Source organism: Gabonibacter chumensis (genome assembly GCF_024741215.1).
In the GTDB taxonomy this organism is placed as follows: Bacteria; Bacteroidota; Bacteroidia; order Bacteroidales; family Marinifilaceae; genus Gabonibacter; species Gabonibacter massiliensis.
Genome location: NZ_JANSKB010000001.1, coordinates 1,236,171 through 1,254,643, shown reverse-complemented (window position 1 = coordinate 1,254,643; position 18,473 = coordinate 1,236,171). Strand labels below are relative to the sequence as shown.

Annotated in this window: 15 protein-coding genes; 14 read left to right on the top strand and 1 reads right to left on the bottom strand. The window is 43.8% G+C overall.

Features of this window, described 5'->3' with window-relative positions; genetic code table 11:
• The first annotated feature begins 307 nt into the window (after positions 1-307).
• The 6 genes from NVS78_RS05390 to mnmA are packed head-to-tail and all read left to right on the top strand — an operon-like array spanning position 308 to position 6,031.
• Positions 308-1,198, top strand: a complete 891-nt coding sequence (locus NVS78_RS05390) for a S66 peptidase family protein (protein WP_286358238.1) — start codon at positions 308-310, stop codon at positions 1,196-1,198.
• Positions 1,199-1,233: 35 nt separating this feature from the next.
• Entirely contained in the window at positions 1,234-3,003 is a 1,770-nt protein-coding gene (locus tag NVS78_RS05385; RefSeq protein WP_286358237.1) for a gamma-glutamyl-gamma-aminobutyrate hydrolase family protein, read from the top strand.
• A 26-nt stretch (positions 3,004-3,029) separates the two neighbouring features.
• Positions 3,030-3,662 carry an NUDIX hydrolase gene (locus NVS78_RS05380; RefSeq protein ID WP_286358236.1) on the top strand — a complete coding sequence of 211 codons (633 nt, stop codon included), beginning with the start codon at positions 3,030-3,032 and terminating at the stop codon, positions 3,660-3,662.
• 2 nt (positions 3,663-3,664) lie between these two features.
• The gene (locus NVS78_RS05375) at positions 3,665-4,138 is read left to right on the top strand and encodes a gliding motility lipoprotein GldH (RefSeq protein ID WP_286358235.1); all 474 of its coding nucleotides are present in this window, start codon (positions 3,665-3,667) and stop codon (positions 4,136-4,138) included.
• 18 nt (positions 4,139-4,156) lie between these two features.
• Positions 4,157-4,909 (top strand): tRNA (guanosine(46)-N7)-methyltransferase TrmB, encoded by a 753-nt coding sequence (gene trmB, locus NVS78_RS05370; protein WP_286358234.1) that lies wholly within the window; start codon positions 4,157-4,159, stop codon positions 4,907-4,909.
• Positions 4,910-4,948: 39 nt separating this feature from the next.
• Positions 4,949-6,031 carry a tRNA 2-thiouridine(34) synthase MnmA gene (gene mnmA, locus NVS78_RS05365; protein WP_286358233.1) on the top strand — a complete coding sequence of 361 codons (1,083 nt, stop codon included), beginning with the start codon at positions 4,949-4,951 and terminating at the stop codon, positions 6,029-6,031.
• A gap of 168 nt (positions 6,032-6,199) precedes the next feature.
• Here the strand turns inward: mnmA and NVS78_RS05360 are convergent, their stop codons facing one another.
• Positions 6,200-7,177 (bottom strand): D-alanine--D-alanine ligase, encoded by a 978-nt coding sequence (locus NVS78_RS05360; protein WP_286358232.1) that lies wholly within the window; start codon positions 7,175-7,177, stop codon positions 6,200-6,202.
• 95 nt (positions 7,178-7,272) lie between these two features.
• Here NVS78_RS05360 and NVS78_RS05355 point away from each other — a divergent pair, with 95 nt between their 5' ends.
• The 8 genes from NVS78_RS05355 to NVS78_RS05320 all read left to right on the top strand — a co-directional run bounded on the left by NVS78_RS05355 (position 7,273) and on the right by NVS78_RS05320 (position 18,466).
• Positions 7,273-8,688, top strand: a complete 1,416-nt coding sequence (locus NVS78_RS05355; RefSeq protein ID WP_286358231.1) for an MATE family efflux transporter — start codon at positions 7,273-7,275, stop codon at positions 8,686-8,688.
• 311 nt (positions 8,689-8,999) lie between these two features.
• Positions 9,000-9,938: a malate dehydrogenase gene (gene mdh / locus NVS78_RS05350; protein WP_041504223.1), complete on the top strand. Its 939-nt coding sequence runs from the start codon at positions 9,000-9,002 to the stop codon at positions 9,936-9,938.
• A gap of 200 nt (positions 9,939-10,138) precedes the next feature.
• Positions 10,139-11,275 (top strand): hypothetical protein, encoded by a 1,137-nt coding sequence (locus NVS78_RS05345; RefSeq protein WP_286358230.1) that lies wholly within the window; start codon positions 10,139-10,141, stop codon positions 11,273-11,275.
• Between the two features lie 2 nt (positions 11,276-11,277).
• Positions 11,278-12,288, top strand: coding sequence for a Kelch repeat-containing protein (locus tag NVS78_RS05340; RefSeq protein ID WP_286358229.1), 1,011 nt, complete (start codon positions 11,278-11,280; stop codon positions 12,286-12,288).
• A 468-nt stretch (positions 12,289-12,756) separates the two neighbouring features.
• Positions 12,757-13,191 carry a retropepsin-like aspartic protease gene (locus tag NVS78_RS05335; RefSeq protein ID WP_286358228.1) on the top strand — a complete coding sequence of 145 codons (435 nt, stop codon included), beginning with the start codon at positions 12,757-12,759 and terminating at the stop codon, positions 13,189-13,191.
• A 96-nt stretch (positions 13,192-13,287) separates the two neighbouring features.
• Positions 13,288-16,272, top strand: coding sequence for a protein translocase subunit SecDF (secDF, locus tag NVS78_RS05330; protein WP_286358227.1), 2,985 nt, complete (start codon positions 13,288-13,290; stop codon positions 16,270-16,272).
• A 236-nt stretch (positions 16,273-16,508) separates the two neighbouring features.
• Entirely contained in the window at positions 16,509-16,757 is a 249-nt protein-coding gene (locus tag NVS78_RS05325; RefSeq protein WP_286358226.1) for a (2Fe-2S) ferredoxin domain-containing protein, read from the top strand.
• Complete coding sequence (locus NVS78_RS05320) at positions 16,748-18,466, top strand: [Fe-Fe] hydrogenase large subunit C-terminal domain-containing protein (RefSeq protein WP_286358225.1); 1,719 nt, start codon at positions 16,748-16,750, stop codon at positions 18,464-18,466. The genes NVS78_RS05325 and NVS78_RS05320 overlap by 10 nt, the downstream gene beginning before the upstream one ends.
• Positions 18,467-18,473: the final 7 nt, after the last annotated feature.

Sequence of the window (18,473 nt, the reverse complement as noted above, 5' to 3'; positions counted from 1 at the left end):
ACTTCATGATCTTTAAGAATTCGCAAAGGTAGAAAAATATTACCTAATCTGTGATTGTAATTTGCAAATTTTAGATCGTAGAGTATAAATTGATTTACGATTCAATTCCGATTTTTATAATTTAAATCGTCCATCTACAATTGTCAATCTTTCTAATCCCCAATCACCTAATCTCTCAATCTCTTAATCATTATATCTCTTAATCTCTTAATCTTTCAATCCCAGAATCCTTATAATTCTTTGAATCTACCATCGTCAATTTACAATTAAAAATCTTATCTTCGTACAAAAATAAACACGTTCAATTATGTTACGACCTATATATTTACAACCGGGAGATAAAGTCGCTTTGATTTCCCCGGCGGGAGTTCCGAAAACAGACAACATCGACTATGCCGTAAACTTATTGCGTTCTTGGGAACTTATTCCGGTTTTAAGCAAGCACATCTATGCCCGGAACGGCCAACTCGCCGGAACGGATCAAGAACGATTAGAAGACTTACAGGTTATGCTCGATGACGAAGAGATACGGGCTATCTGGTGTACGACAGGAGGATACGGAACCCTTCGTCTCGTCGAAGAAGCCGATTACTCCACCTTCCAAGGAAATCCCAAATGGATAATCGGGATGGATGACATTACCATTCTACATGCAAAACTTCATTTTTTAGGAATCGAGAGTCTACACGCCTTTATGCCGGAAGATTACTCGATGACTTCACCGGAGGCGATGACTCAACTGAGAAATTTTCTGTTCGGAATCATCTCCTCATATTCCATCCCAGCTCACCCGTTAAATCGAACCGGATTCGCTGAAACGGAAATGGTCGGAGGCATGCTGAACTGGGTACACAGCTTACATGATACCAGTATAGATCACAATACGAGAGGAACCATTCTTTTCATAGAAGAGAAAGGAGATAACATATACGACATCGACCGCAGCATCCAGTGTCTGAAATATGCCGGGCAATTACAACACCTTCAAGGATTAATCGTGGGAGAATTCGCAGAATACGAAAATCCCGGATTTACAGAAGAGGTTTACCACCTCATTCGAAAGGCAGTGGAAGAGTACAGCTATCCGGTTTGTTTCGGATTTCCCGCGGGACACATTCGGAATAATTTTCCGGTTATATTAGGAGCCGATACCGTACTTTCCGTAAGTCCTGAAAATTGCGAGATTCGTTTTACTTAATCATGAAATTAATTTTAGTAATATTGTTCAATCTAATGAATACACCCATCTATCCGGCAAATCTAAAAATTTTAAACGATGCCATCGATAATCGAATTTCAAATAACGATCGTCCTTTGATCGGTATCTCTTCTAACTTCAAGGAAGGCAATTCCTGCATCGATAATACCTACGTACACTCCATCCTGCAAGCAGGGGGAATCCCCCTGTTGATTCCCGTGCATACGGACATCGATTCTCTGAAAGATATTGTTTCCGGATTGGACGGACTTATGCTAACAGGCGGCGGAGATATAAATCCGCTATATGCCAACGAGGAACCGATTCCGGCTTTGCAGGAAATGGATGCCGCCAGGGACCAATACGATCTTACACTCGTAAAATTAGCCGCAGACCGAAGAATTCCGGTGTTCGGCATATGCCGCGGACACCAAATCATTAATATCGCCTTCGGGGGCACCAATTACCAGGATATCTATTCCCAGTGCCCGGGAAATCTCCTCAAGCACAGCCAAAGCCTGAACAGGGAGTACGGATCTCATTCCGTAAATATTGAAGAAGGAAGCGTACTCGCCGACATATTCCGCCAAAAAAGCATAATCGTCAACTCCTTTCACCACCAAGCGATAAAAGAGGTGGCTCCCGGATTTAAGGTAACGGCAACCTCTCCGGACGGAATCATCGAGGCCATGGAAGGCATGCCGGAATATCCGATATTCAGCGTACAATGGCATCCGGAAAAAATGGCACCTCTTCCCAACGAACAAATGCTCGGATTATTCCGCCATTTCATGAAAGAAGCCGACCTGTTCAAGCGGGCAAAAGCGGTACACAAAAGAAGTTTTATCATAGATTCCCATTGCGACACCCCGATGAAATTTACGGATGACTTCGATTTGGGGAAACGCACCTCTTTTACAAAGATCGATCTTCCCAAGATGCAAGAAGGAATGGTTGACGCCGTATTTATGGTCGCTTATCTAAAACAGGAGGACCGGAACGAAACAGCGTCCCAGGCTGCCACCCAAAAGGCAATCGACATTCTTTACAAAATTGCGGAACAGGTGGAGCGTAACACCGACCGGATCGGCTTAGCCTATACGCCGGACGACCTGATCCAATTAAAGAATGCAGGAAAGAAAGCCATTTTCCTGGGGATCGAAAACGGCTATGCTATCGGAAAGGAGATACGCAACTTAGCCCTTTTCAAACAGATGGGAATATCCTATATTACTTTATGTCATAACGGGAGCAACGATATTTGCGATTCCGTCAAAGGCGAGGAGGAACACAACGGATTAAGCGAATTCGGGAAAGAGGTTGTCCGGGAAATGAACCGTTTGGGAATTATCATCGACATTTCCCACGCCAGCGAGAAAACGGTTTACGACGTACTGGAAACAAGTAAAGTTCCCGTCATCGCCTCCCACTCTTCCGCCAAAGCCCTATGCGATCATCCCCGTAATTTGACGGACGATCAGATCAAAGCGATTGCGGCAAAAGGGGGTGTCGTACAGGTATGTTTATACAATTGGTTTATCAGTAAGCAACCGAATCCGAACATTTTAGACGCCATCGACCACATCAATCACATCGTTCGTCTCGTGGGAATAGACCACGTGGGCATCGGTACGGACTTCGACGGTGACGACACGGAAAAGCTAAAGGGCTGTAAGGCTTCCAATGAATTGATTTCCTTAACGGTAGAATTACTCCGCCAGGGATATACTCCTGAAGAGTTGGACAAGCTATGGGGTGACAACCTATTGCGGGTTCTGAACCAGGCGCAACAATATCAAGAGTAAAACACCCGTAAAAACAACAGAAAGAAGTGACACTATCCCGTATACAAGAAAAATTAGGCCAGACCCTCCCCGGCGAAAAAGCACACATTCGCATGGCCCCCTATCCCAAATTTATCGAAGGGGTCGACGGAATACACACGGTTCCCCCGATTAAAAGTGCCGTTATGATATTGTTGGTACCCTATCGGAACGAATGGGCGATTCCATTTATCAAACGCGGAGAAGCCGGAAAATACCACGGAGGACAAATGGCCCTCCCCGGGGGAAAAAGCGAACGGGAAGACATCAATAGCCGAAGTACGGCCCTCCGGGAGTGTCAGGAAGAGATCGGCGTTCCACCCGAAGAGGTGACGATCATGGGAAGGTTAAGCGATGTTTATATCCCATTGAGTAACTTTAATATTACGCCGTTTGTTGGAACCACGCCGAAAATACCTAATTTTGTGCTCTCGAAAAATGAAGTGGAGGAAGTGGTTCTCGTCCCGTTAAGCGAACTATTCGACGACAGGAATAAAACTTCCCTCTCTTTTTTCCGTCACGATTATGAAATCGTAGCTCCCGGTTATAGGGTCAGGGAACATTTCATATGGGGAGCGACAGCCATGATGATCGCCGAATTGGAATATTTGCTAAAAGAGGATGTAAAACCGTTTAGATAAGAATGAAGAATAAGATCTGTTGTTGGATAATATTACTGGGATGCACAGGATGCCATTTAGACCTCTCTTCCTATAAAAGCTACCGCACCTTATCAAAAGAGAGATGGATACGGGATAGTGTTATCACGTTTAAAGCACAGGATCTGGCTCCCGGTGAATATCAACTGAAAATCGGACTGCGGCACACGACAGACTATATGTACGCCAATTTAAGGTGTTTCCTGTCCATCCACCGCGACAATCAACCGATCAAAATAGATACGATCAACCTCATTCTGGCCGATGATAACGGAGATTGGTTAGGAGACGGGATGAAAGGATTGAAAACAATCATTCAACCTGTCGGGGAAATTGCCCCGTCGGACTCATGCAGCAGCTATACCTTCTATTTGTGGCACAGCATGCGAAATAAGGAGTTAAAAGGAATAAAAAATATAGGCATCGAGTTAGAGACTTCCGGCAATACAAAAGAGTAATTTTTCAAATAAGAATACATGGGAAAAAACAAATTAGCCAAATTCGCTGAAATGGAGACGTTGGAAAACGTTTTCCAGCCTACTCACGAAGAGGTCTTTCGTACCGAATACACGCTTAAAGGAAAATGGAACGAAACGGTATTCGGAAACGACCACCCGATCGTGCTGGAAGTGGGTTGCGGGAAAGGAGAATACACGGTAGGTCTGGCCCGGTTGTATCCCGAAAAAAATTTTATCGGGTTGGATATAAAAGGAGCCCGAATGTGGACCGGAGCCAAAGCGGCTCAGGAACAACAACTGAAAAATGCGGCATTTCTCCGCACACATGCCGAAGTACTGGAATCTATTTTCGCAACGGACGAAATCTCGGAAATCTGGATTACCTTTCCCGATCCGCAAATGGCTAAAGCGAGAAAACGACTGACCGGTACCCGCTTTTTAGCACTATACAAAAAAATGTTGAAGCCCGACGGAATCATCCATTTAAAAACAGATAGTCCTTTTCTATACCGTTACACGGAGGAGGTAATACGGGTAAATCACCTGCCTTATTTCGTCAACACGGAGGATCTGTATCATTCCGGATATAATGATAAAATACTGAATATCAAAACTTTTTATGAACAACAATGGCTTACGCGCGGCAAGACGATAAAATACCTGCAATTCGCGTTAGAACACGCGACGGAATGGATTGAGCCCGATATCGAACTGGAAAAAGACGATTACCACAGCGAAGCCCGGTTTATGAATAAAAAAGTCAACCCGTAACAGGAGGAAAGTTCACTTCCTTTCACTAATCAACATCATATGGGAAAAAGAGTTTTAATGGCCATGAGCGGAGGAATAGACAGTACCGTCGGAGCCATGCTGCTGCAAGAACAAGGATACGAGTTGGTCGGAGTAACCTACCGGGTTTACGATCAGATTGCACAAGGATGCCTGGAAAAAGAGAAAGGGTGTTGTAGCGTCAACGCTCTTTTTGAAGCCAAGAACATGGCCCGCCAATTAGGATTCGAACATCATATTCTGGATATCCGAAAAGAGTTCGACGCCTTAGTCATCCGGAATTTCATCGACGAGTACCTGCATGGCCGTACTCCCAACCCCTGTGTTCTTTGTAACTCCACCATAAAATGGGGGAAACTGATGGATATGGCCGATTCCCTCGGTTGTGACTACATCGCCACCGGACATTACGCCCGCATCGGTCAGGAGAACGGACGTTATTTCCTCCGGAAAGGCATAGACGAAAGCAAAGACCAGACCTATTTTCTATGGTCGCTCACGCAGGAAAACTTAGCCCGGACAATTTTTCCGTTAGGAGAATTGACCAAACCCGAGGTGCGTCGGATTGCCTTGGAACGAGGATACGAACAACTCTCCCGAAAAAGCGAAAGCCAGGAGATCTGTTTTATTCCGAACAACGATTACCGTACCTTTCTAAACGAAAAGGTAGAAAATTTTACGGAAAAATACGGCCCGGGGCTTTTCGTCGATACCTCAGGTAAAAAATTGGGAGAACACAAAGGATTCCCGAACTACACCATCGGCCAACGAAAAGGATTGGGTATCGCTTTGGGACACCCCATGTTTGTCGTTTCCATCGACGCCGAAAAAAACGAAGTCGTCTTAGGAACCAAAGAAGAACTGCAAGGAAAAGAGTTTTACATAAAAGAGGCGAACTTAATGAAATATCCCTCGCTTCCCCCGGGCTTCGAGGTCACGGCCAAGATTCGTTACCGCAACCGGGGAGCCCTCGCCTCCGTCTATCCGGAAGGAAAAAAATTCCGGGTGGTTTTTCGCGAAGGCATGGACTCCATTACCCCCGGACAAAGCGCTGTCTTTTACGAAGGAACAGATGTCGTCGGGGGAGGAATCATTCGATTATAGACTAACGGATTCTATGATTTAATGATTCTGCGATTTAGTGATTCGATTTTAATCCTGAAATCGTCAATCACCGAATCTCTCAATCCCTTCATTGTAAATTGTAGATTGTAAATTAACGATTGCAGATTAAAAAAACAATACCCAATCTGCAATCGTCAATCTTTTTAATCATCGAATCATTAAAGAGTCGTCAATTATTTTCGTGAATATATCCCGTATGGAACCGCCCATAGCACGGACCATCTTGGGAATAAAGCTATTGGAGGTCATACCCGGAGTGGTGTTTACCTCTAACATAAAAATCTCGTTATCCCGCACGATATAATCGACACGAATAATTCCCCTGCAACGCAGGATATCGTAGATAGCGGAAGATAAACTTTTTATCCGCTCCGTCAACTCGTCGGGTATCGGAGCGGGGATGATCTCATCGGCCATTTGGGGGTCGTATTTCGCCTCAAAATCGAAAAATTCCTTTTTAGAAATGACCTCTGCAATAGGCATCACCAACTCCATGTTCCTACCCTTCACCACGCCACAGGTAAACTCCGTACCGTCGATAAAACTTTCGACCAACACCTCATGACAATGTTCAAAAGCCTTTTTTAAAGCAGCTTCCATCTCCCCGATCTCTTTCACCTTGGATATACCGAAACTGGAACCATCGGCATTGGGTTTTACAAAACAGGGCAGCCCGACCTCTTCGATAATCTCTTCTATCCCGTACTCTTTATCCCGGGTCAGCAATACCGAATCGGCCACGTTCATACCTAAACTCTTCAAATAGGTATTACAGGTATATTTATCGAAAGTCAACGCGGAGCAAAGCGTATCACATCCCCCGTAAGGGACTCCCATCATATCCAAATACCCTTGCAGCATACCGTTTTCACCGGGATTACCGTGTATCGTTATATAAGCAAAATCAAAAGCTATCTTTTTTCCGTCTTTCGTGAAAGAGAAATCATTCTTATCCACGGGATAGTTTTGATCCCCGATCACCACATGCCAATCCCGCCCTTTCAGCAACATCAAATATTTATTGTACCGGGTTTCATCGATCATTTCGTAAACATAACTTCCAGACTTTATCGAAACCACGTACTCGGAGGAGTTCCCTCCTGCTATTACCACAACATTTTTCATCCGTCAATAAATTTGTAAACTCTTCGACAAAAGTATAAAAAAGAGTTAGACTTTAAGCAAAAGGTTTATACTTTTGCAACGCTAAAAAAGTAACTATGGCTCACACAAACGATCTTACGAGGGGAAGCATCAGCAAAGGCATATGGAGCATGGCCATTCCTTTGATTACCGCCTCATTCGTACAGATGGCCTACAGCATGACGGACATGATCTGGCTGGGACACCTGGGCAGCGAGAGTGTAGCCGCCGTCGGGGTTGCCGGCTTTTTCACGTGGTTATGCAACGCACTCTCTTTCATCAGCAAGATCGGGGCCGAAGTCTCCATCGCCCAATCTTTGGGAGCCAAACAAAAAAAACGGGCCCGGATCTATGCCAACCAGGCAGCCCTGCTATCCTCCGCTATCGCCTTGTTCTACGCCTGCTTTATCTGGTTTGCTGCCGATCTGCTGGTGGGAGTTTTTCATTTAGAACCCGAGATCTCAACCCTTTCGGTCACTTACATGCGTATTATCGTTCCCGGCATTTTCTTCACCTTCAATAACAACACCTATAGCGGGCTGTACAACGGGCAGGGAAACAGCAAAACACCGTTGAAGATCGTGGCCACGGGTTTGCTATGCAATATCGTGCTCGACCCCCTACTGATCTACGGGTACGGTCCCCTTCCAGGAATGGGAACCGCCGGAGCCGCTATCGCTACCGTATTTTCCCAGTTTGTCGTTTTCTCCATCTTTATCCGGAATCTTTACCTGAAGGAATCCTCCATCGGAAAACTCTATTTCATCACCCGGTTAAGAATCCGTTTTATCAAACGAATTGCCCTATTGGGACTACCGGTCTGCATGCAGAGCGGACTTTTCGCCATGTTCTCGCTCACGTTAGCCACCGTGGCCGCCCAATGGGGACATATCGGGGTCGCCGTACAAAGCGTGGGAGCCCAGATCGAAGCCGTTACCTGGATGACCGCCGCCGGATTCTCCACGGCCCTTGCCGCTTTTGTCGGACAAAACTACGGGGCACGCGACTACACCCGGATCAGGCAAGGGTATCATTATACTCTTAAATTAGCCGCCAGTATCGCTTTCTTCGCCGGAGCCGCCTTTTTATTCGGCAGCAGAAGTATTTTCAGCGTATTTATCAACGATCCCGCCACCTTAGATGCCGGAAGCGACTACCTGAAGATTTTGGCCATCTCGCAAATATTCTCCGCGATCGAAACCGTCACGGCCGGAGCATTCAACGGGTGCGGCCGTACCACCCCTCCGGCCATCGTGGGTATTCTCCTCACGGGAGCCCGGATCCCCATGGCCTATTACCTCATCACCCTCCCCGCTTTGGGACTGAACGGTATCTGGTGGAGTATCTCTCTTTCCAGCGTGCTGAAAGGTGTCGTATTAGCCGTCTGGTATCACTCATTCCAAAAGAATTTACCCCGTATCCGCTTCCATTCCACCGGTATCCTCGGACGCATGCAAGCCGTTGCCACCCGTCTCTGGCAACAATTCAATTGAAATCCTCCCTTGACAGCATTTCCAGAATAACGACCGACTTCTTTCAATTTAACGAAAAGAGAAAAATAGATTCCAAAACAGACGAATAAAACGAATAACTCATACGATTTCTATCCCTATACTTTTTTCAAAATCCCTGTCCCGAGTAAGAAATAATATATCCGACCAAGACATCTCTATTATTACAGAAAAAATTCTGTAATTTTTCGGTATAAAGATTGTTGATGTAAAAAATAAGGTATACATTTGGGTCGGCATTTAAAGCTGACACTAATAAAACAGGATAGTATAACAATAAAAAAATTGCAAAAATGAAAGTTACAGTTGTAGGAGCAGGAAATGTTGGTGCTACTTGCGCCAATTGCATCGCCGAAAAAGACATCGTCGGCGAAGTGGTTCTTTTGGACATCAAAGAAGGTGTTTCAGAAGGAAAATCTTTGGATATGTGGCAAACCGCTCCGATTAATCTTTATGACACCCGTATCAAGGGAGTTACCAACGATTACGAAGCAACCAACAATTCGGATGTAGTAGTCATCACTTCCGGTCTTCCCCGCAAACCGGGTATGAGCCGCGACGATTTGATCTCAACCAACGCCGGTATCGTAAAATCAGTAACCGAAAATATCATCAAGCACTCACCGAAAGCCATTATTATCATCGTTTCCAACCCGTTGGACGTGATGTGTTATTGCGCTTACCTGACTGCCAAAATCGACTCTTCCAGGGTATTCGGTATGGCCGGTATTCTGGACACGGCCCGTTACAGGGCTTTCTTAGCCGAAGCGTTGAATGTTTCTCCGAAAGATATTCAAGCTTTATTGATGGGCGGTCACGGCGACACGATGGTTCCGCTTCCCCGGTATACGACTGTCGGCGGTATCCCCGTTACCGAATTGATTGAAAAAGAGAAACTGGATGCCATCATCGAAAGAACCAAAGTAGGCGGTGGCGAACTGGTAAAACTGATGGGAACTTCCGCCTGGTATGCCCCGGGTGCCGCTGCAGCCCAAATGGTCGAAGCCATCATCCGCAACCAAAGACGGGTATTCCCTGTTTGTGCCATGCTGAACGGTGAATACGGCATGAAAAACATCTATTTGGGTGTTCCGGTCATCTTGGGTAAAAACGGTATTGAAAAAATTATCGAAGTTTCCTTGAACAAAGAAGAAAAAGCTTTGTTGGAACAATCGGCTAAAGCCGTGAGATCCGTAATGGATGTTTTGGACAACATGAAAATCTTTAACTAACAATAATACTTCACGATCATTCTGTTAGAACCGTTCCGGGGTACCGGAACGGTTTTTTGTTTACATAAAACCCATTATTGATCTATAACAATATAATATTTACATGAATATTGTTTGATATAATATTTTATCTATTATCTTTACACTTAATTTACACCAACAATGACATCATTATTGCCAATAATAAAAATTCATATATCATGAAGAAAATCAATTCAATTAAACTATTTACATTATTATTTACAATTGGATTATTCCATTGCTGTACAATAAAAGAAGAAGGAATTGCCAACGCGACACCCTCTCCATCAGAAATGAAAATAACAAATGGGATATTAATTTTACCTAATCATAAAGTATTAACTTCAATTCTTAATGATAAGATAGAAATATCCACAAATAATCTTGTAACTAAATTTACTTCTCAACAAAATCTATTGGACGAAATTATTGCAGCCGAACGTAAACAAATGGATTATTTAGATCAACTAAGCGGAAAAACATTGGAACAAGCTCCGAAACATAGTAACACTTATAACGAAGCACTAAAAAAAGGGGTTATAAGAAAAGTATTCTATACCGATGGATCATCTTCCTACGATCTTAACCTTGCTGCTCCATATTATGCAAAAGTAGTCAATAATGAAGGCTTCTTTGCCGTTAATGACACCATATTCCAAGTCACAGCAAATCAATTCAAAATATGGTTTCAAGGTGATATCCAAAACACCAAACTCCTATCTGAATGCAAAATCTCTGATCCTAAAAAAAATATTCTCGTATATGATTATACTTCAAAACCACAAGCTCGTACAATATCTTTCCCTGCATCTCCACCCAATATTACATCTGGACTATCAATCATAAAAGACAATAAACGATATTCTTTTGTTTATTATGACAAAATGGCCTTAGCTCTTCCAGACAACTATATTAGAGAACTGTACATGCGTGCCATTGGACAAGAAAAAATTAATGGAACAAATTCTTATAATTTTAAATCGTTTGCTTTCAAAATAGGCATAAAGTTAACAACTGAGACAAATGGTGTTAGAAGTAATGAAATCATTCTATACTCGTTCAATACAGGGTCAAATGTATGGTTTACCATCTACCCGTCTTATAATTTATTTTTAGACGGAAAGAATCCCGTAACAACAAATGAACCATATACATATGTTTTAACCGCATATCCATATTTAGAGTTAACTGATCCAGTAGCTTTTAGCATGCTTGGTTTCACAAGATCTTCCATTTCGGACGTTTTTTTCAGAAATATTGAACGTGGAACCACTTCAACTTATGAAGTTAAAGACTTTACAGAAATACCTAATTAATCATGCCTCAATATTTTTTTTACATGTTTTTCTTCCTCTTTTTTATCGCATGCGATAAAGAAGAGATAAAACCATCCGTTCCCCAGGGAAACTGGGAAAAAGGAAGAGCGCCCTCGATAGAAGCAAGGAACGAACCTGTTATTTTCACCGTAAACGAGGAGGTTTGCCTGGGATTAGGACATTATAATGCCCTTTGGCCACAACATTTCAATCAATTTATAAATTTCGATCTGAAGTCGGGCTGGAACCCCAACAAACACCTTCCGCCTTTTCCCGGTAAAGGCAGAGGAGGAGCTGTTGCCTTTACCATCGGGCATAAAGCCTACGTGGGTTTAGGTTATACTTTTTACCAGACAGACGATCCTTCAGCAGGATATTTTACGGACTTTTGGGTATACGACAGTCAGGAAAAAACCTGGACACGATTGCCCTATGATTTTCCGGGAGTTCCCCGTCAACAGGCAGTTGCCTTTAGCCTGAACGGGAAGGGGTACGTGGGGAGCGGACTGTCGGCAGAACGGAAAATCTTGGGAGATTTTTACGAATTCGATCCCCAAACGGGCTGGACACGTATTGCCGATATCGACGAAAGACGTTACGGAGCCACCGCATTCGTCGCCAACGGAACGGCATACGTCTGCCTCGGAAAAACAGAGAACAGTTACATCCGTCATGTAACTAAATTCATTCCGGAAACCAAAACCTGGAAAGGCATTTTCACGACGGTAGCCACGGAAGAAGGCCCGATGTGCATAAACGCCGCCTCTTTCGTCATCCGGCAAAACGGCACCGACTATCCCTATATCGCGGGAGGGGCAAAAACCGATACTCCGACCGAATACAAACCGTTATCCGACTGCTGGGGCTTAGACCCCAAAACCGAAACTTGGGTAAAGGTCGCCTCATTTCCGCATCCTGTCAGTAAAGGAATAGGGTTTACCAAAGAAGGAATAGGATTTATTCTATCCTTGGAGGAAGACTCCATGCAAACTTGGGAATTCGTCACCCACTAAATTAAATCCGACAATTCCATCTCCGATTTCCGGGTACTCTTCCGTTTTCGTGTCCGGAAATCTATTTCAAAGCCGATACCACGACCACTCATAACGCTAAGGAAGCGAAAAAAGAACCGTATCAAACCGCCAAAGATAAAACACCACAAACTATTTCAAGGATACCTTACCGGAATAATCATTGCCGCTCTTTTTTCCCGTACATCATCCGGGAAAATACGAAATACGACAGAATAAACTCGGACATTACTTTATCAGTACAAGACAAAGCGAAGTAGATTCATTACCGTAAGGCAGATCACGGTCATATCGATACGAATTTCACCCTATTTTTTTCAACCGTTCTAATTACTATTATTTTACGAATCCGGAAAAGTCATTTATCCTCTTTTATCTTCATAACTATTTCTTTTTGAAATTAACATCTTGTTTTTTCGGATTTCGCCGAAAATGTTTATGTTTGCGTTAATGAAAAGATATGAAGTAAAAGTACCGATAGAGGTGGTAGAATTGGAAGAGAACAGCTTTCATATCATCACCGTGTTGCAGATCGGCAGTTTAGAGGGAGATTTTATTATTGATACAGGTGCTTCCGTCTCGGTTATAGACAAATACACCCCTTTCAGCTACGAACCGGTAGAAGATGCTTCGGAAATTAATTCCGGAGGAGTAAACGGAGAAATCAATGAGGTTCAGTTGGTAAACATTGCCGCGTTGCAAATCGGCGATCATACCCTTGAAAATGTTCATATGGCGCTGATAGACCTGCAATACGTGAATTCTTTATACGAAAAACACCTCCAGCGAAGAGTTGCCGGGCTATTGGGTTGCGATTTTTGTGTGAAATACAATGCGGTCATCGATTATGAAAATAAGGTATTAACATTAAAAGTATCTGTCTAAGTGTGCCGATATTTAAAAAAAATGTTATACTTTTGCGCACTAAATAACAGTTAAAAGAATTATTGGAGCTTAAGTAATTATAAAATTATTAAACAAATGCAGAATAAAGGAGCGATCACATTACTCGCTGTTGCCTTGGCATTGGTGAGTCTTTATCAGTTGTTTTTTACTTATAAAACAAACCAGGTAGAGAAGGCAGCAAGAGTATTTGCACAGGGAGACCCGGGCAAAGAAAAAGCCTATTTGGATTCCATTGCGAATCAACCTGTTTACAATTTTCTGGGAATAGCCAAATTCACTTACAAAGAGTGTAAAGAGCTGGAATTAAATTTAGGTTTGGACTTAAAAGGCGGTATGAACGTGACCATGGAAGTCGATGTGGCTGACGTGGTAAGAAGTTTAGCCAACCATAGTGCGGATCCCGCGTTTAATCAGGCTATCAACGAAGCTATTAAGATGAGGGTTTCCAGCCCGAAAGATTTCGTAACTCTTTTCGGTGAGGCTTTCGAAAAAATTGCCCCGGGGGCCCAATTAGCTTCTCCGGCTATATTCGGTACGCACGAAATGAAAGAAAAAATCAAAATCGGAGCCACGAATAAAGAGGTGCTGGACATCATCAGAAAAGAAGCGGACGGAGCGATAGATAACACATTCAATATCTTACGTACCCGTATCGACCGTTTCGGCGTAGCTCAACCGAATATTCGGAAAGCCGATATATCCGGAAGAATCGTTATCGAGTTACCGGGTATTAAAGATCCGCAACGGGTAAGGGAGTTATTGCAGGGAACCGCTGCCCTCGAATTTTATGAAACCTATGACAATCCTGAATATTATCAATATTTAGTAGCAGCCAACGACAAATTGCGGGAAGTATTAGAAGCTCAAGGAGCATTAACCGAAAGCGCAACAACTACCCCGGAAAAAACAGAGGCGGATCAAGCGAAAAGCGAAGACAAGGAATCAGCCATTTTAAGTGCCTTGAAAGAGGGACAAGACTCTTTGTCCAGCACGTCAGAAAGCGAATTTTTTAAAAACAATCCTTTGTTCGCCGTTCTTCAACCCAACATCACCCAACAAGGTCCCGGCAACGGATCTACGGTGGGTTATGCCTTAGTAAAAGATACCTCCAAAGTGAACAAATACCTGGCAATGCCGCAGGTAAGGGCCATGTTACCTCGTAATTCCCGACTTTTGTGGGAAATGAAGAGTGTAAACGGAGCGGTCGCCTTGCACGCTATAAAAATCACCACCCGTAACGGAAAAGCCCCGTTGGAAGGTGATGCTATCGTTGATGCCCGCAAAGATTTCGACCAATCGGGAGCTCCCGTTGTCTCCATGAATATGAACGGAGAAGGAACCAAAACCTGGGCCAGATTGACAAAAGAAAACATCGGACATTGTATTGCTATTGTTTTGGACGGTTTAGTGGCTTCCTCTCCTAATGTAAACGACGAAATCAAAGGCGGTAGTTCTCAAATTTCAGGCCGTTTCGACGTAAAAGAAGCGGAGGACTTGGCCAACATCTTAAAATCCGGTAAATTACCCGCTCCTGCCCGTATCATAGCCGACGAAGTGGTCGGACCGTCTTTGGGACAGGAAGCCATTCAATCCGGTATGTGGTCATTCATCATCGCCTTCACACTGGTATTGGCTTACATGTTATTCTTCTACAGCAAGAACGCGGGTTGGGCTGCAGATATCGCTCTTTTCGCCAACCTATTCTTCTTGTTCGGTATCTTGGCTTCCATCGGGGCCGTATTAACATTACCGGGTATTGCCGGTATCGTACTGACGATGGGTATGGCGGTAGATGCCAACGTATTGATATATGAACGCATACAGGAAGAGTTACGTTCGGGCAAGGGATTGAAGTTAGCCATCAAAGAGGGTTACAACAACGCCTACTCTGCCATTATTGACGGTAACCTGACTACTTTGTTGACCGGTTTTATCCTTTATTATTTCGGAGAAGGTCCTATTAAAGGTTTCGCCACGACGTTGATCATCGGTATTCTCTCTTCTTTGTTCACAGCTATCTTTATCACCCGTCTGATACTCGAAAGGGCCGCATCAAAGAGCGATAACGTAACCTTCACCACAAGTGCTACGGCCAATTGGTTGAGAGACACGAAATTCCCTTTCCTGAGCAAACGGAAGATCAGCTATACATTATCCGGAATCGTTATCTTAATCTGCTTCATATCTCTGTTCACGAGGGGATTGGACAAGGGTATCGACTTCGTGGGAGGTAGAACTTATACCGTCAGCTTCAATGAAAGCGTACGGGTCGACGATGTCGCTTCCAGCTTAGAGAAAGTTTACGGAAGTGCTCCGGAGGTAAAAACATTCGGTACGGCCAATCAGGTAAAGATTACGACCAAATACAAAATCGACGAGAACGGTGCGGATGTAGATGCGGAAGTAGATTCACTTCTATACGTGGGGCTACAGGAATACATACCCGCCGGAACAGATTACCCGACTTTCCGCGATATCAATTTACAGATGTCACAGAAAATCGGACCGGCCGTTGCCGAAGACATGACAAGAGCCGCTATCTGGTCCGTTCTATTCGCACTGATCGGAATATTCCTTTACATTATGATCCGGTTCTCCAAATGGCAATATGGAGCAGGAGCTGTCGTCGGCTTGGCACACAATACCATTATCGTTATCGGTATGTTCTCCCTGTTTGCCGGTATTCTTCCCTTCTCATTGGAGGTAGACCAGGCATTTATCGCGGCAATTCTAACGGTAGTAGGTTATTCTATCAACGACACGGTAGTCGTGTTCGACCGTATCCGCGAATACCGGAAACTATACCCGAAACGGGACGATGAAATCGTGGTTAACGATGCGTTGAATTCGACTTTACGTCGTACATTCAGTACCTCATTATCTACCATCGTCGTATTGTTAGCGATTTTCATCTTCGGCGGTGCATCTATTAAGGGATTCATATTCGCCTTGTTAATCGGTATCATTGTCGGAACTTACTCTTCTTTATTTATCGCCACTCCCATCTCTTTCGATTTGAGCCGGAAGTTCGATAAAAAAGAGATAAAAGGAAAAGAATAAGTATTTATAAACGATATAGGCAAGGTACTGTCCTTTTTCATGGGGCAGTACCTTTCCTTTTTAAAAACATCCGGTAATTTTGCCCTTAATTTCTCTTGCGAGGGAAAAAAGCTTACAATCTGAAACCAAATCAAGGGAAATCATATTAAAATTACAAGATAATTGGTTTTATTACAAAAAGAATTATACTTTTGTAGCGTGGATGGCATCTATTCGATAATCAAAGTTTTACAATTATGGCAAAGCGTCAAATCAGAATTTGTTTAGGTAGTTCTTGCTTTTCCAGAGGAAACAACACGAATCTGGGAATCATAAAAAAATACCTGAACGAGAATCATTTGGAGGCAGAAATCGATTTCTGCGGTCATCTCTGTGAAGAACTATGCAGTAAAGGACCGATTATCAGAATAGACGATAAAGTGTATGAAGAGGTTAATCTCTCCCGTTTATATAAAATCTTACAAGAGGAGTTCCCATGCAACTAAGACCTATTTACACCGTACCGGACAACTGTCAGGATTGTTATAAATGTATCCGGGAATGTCCCGTAAAGGCAATCCGCATCGAAGACAATAAAGCTTCTATCATCGAAGACCGTTGTATTTATTGCGGGCACTGTACACAAGTATGCCCGACCGGAGCGAAAAAAGTACGGGACGGACTTACCCGAGCAAAGCTGACATTGGAGAAATATCCCAAAGTCATGCTGTCCCTGGCCCCGTCATACGTGAGTGAATTTGAAGGCATCGCCTCCAATGTCCTTATTGCTGCCATCAAGCGTTTGGGGTTTACGGCCGTTTCAGAAACTGCTTTGGGAGCTGAAATTGTTTCCGACCGGACGGAAAAATTTTTGGAACAGGCCGAAAACGGCGTTTATATCTCTTCTGCCTGTCCCGTGGTTGTCGAGTACATTCGCAAATACTCTTCCGAGCATGTACGGAATATCACCCCCATCGTTTCCCCGATGCTGGCCCACGCTAAAATTTTAAAAAAGCTATACGGAGAAGATATAAAAATCGTCTTCGCGGGACCTTGTATCTGTAAAAAATTAGAAGCCGACTATTTCAACAACTTAGTGGATGTTGTAATCACGTTCAAAGATTTGAAAGAGTGGTTGGAAAAAGCGGAAATCAACTTAAAAGATAAGGCTTTAGAGCAATCCGAAGAAAAATTCGTTCCTTACCGTTCCGGTCTCGGAGCCTATTATCCGATTGAAGGAGGTATGTTACAAGGACTGCATAAACCGAAAAAGCCCGTCCACAACATGGCCTTTTCCGATTTATCCACGATAAAAGACGTCCTCAAGCATTTGGATTCTCAGCGTAAGGAAGACTCTATCTTTTTGGAATTGTTGGCTTGTAAAGGCGGCTGTATCAACGGACCGGCCAAATTGAGCCACGTGTCTCCCGCTTTAAAACGGTATGAAATCATACATAAAGCCGACTTAGGTAATCCGAAAGAAGACTTCAAAGACATCGACTTACAAATTCTATTCTGTAAAGACCCTCATATTGTAGAGCACCGATACACGGAAGAAGAGATTAAACAGGCTATGGCCGTCGTGGGGAAGAACGGGCCGGAAGACGAGCTGAATTGCAGCGGTTGCGGTTACGATTCATGCCGGGATTTTGCCATCGCCATGTTGGAAGGACGGGCCGAAGAGAACATGTGTGTCTCCTACATGCGAAAAATTGCCCACGATAAGGCGACGGTGCTTTTACAAAAAATCCCTGCCGGAGTCCTGCTTGTCAACGCGGAGCTGAAAGTGATGGACATGAATCAAAGGTGTGCCACGCTGATGGGGGAAGATATCGCTTCCATTTATGAAGTGGACCCCGGTTTATATGGAGTGGATTTAAAAAATATATGTTCTTTCGAGGACCTGTTCAGAGCCGTTCTTACTACGGGCAAAGAGATCACGGAACGTCAGATCCGGGAGGACGACAAAACCTGGATCTTGTCCATTTACAACATACAGCCTCATCGGTTGGTATTCGGTCTATTGCAAGACTTGAGAGAGCCTGGCGTACAAAAGGAGTGGATGCTGGAAAAGACGCAGGAAGTGATAAAAAAACACATGGAGACCGTGCAGCAAGTAGCCTGCTTGTTAGGAGAAAATGCAGCATTCACCGATGCCACGTTGAGGACAGTCATGGAAGCCTATAAAAAGCAAGATGATCTGACAACCCTTTAAAAACAAT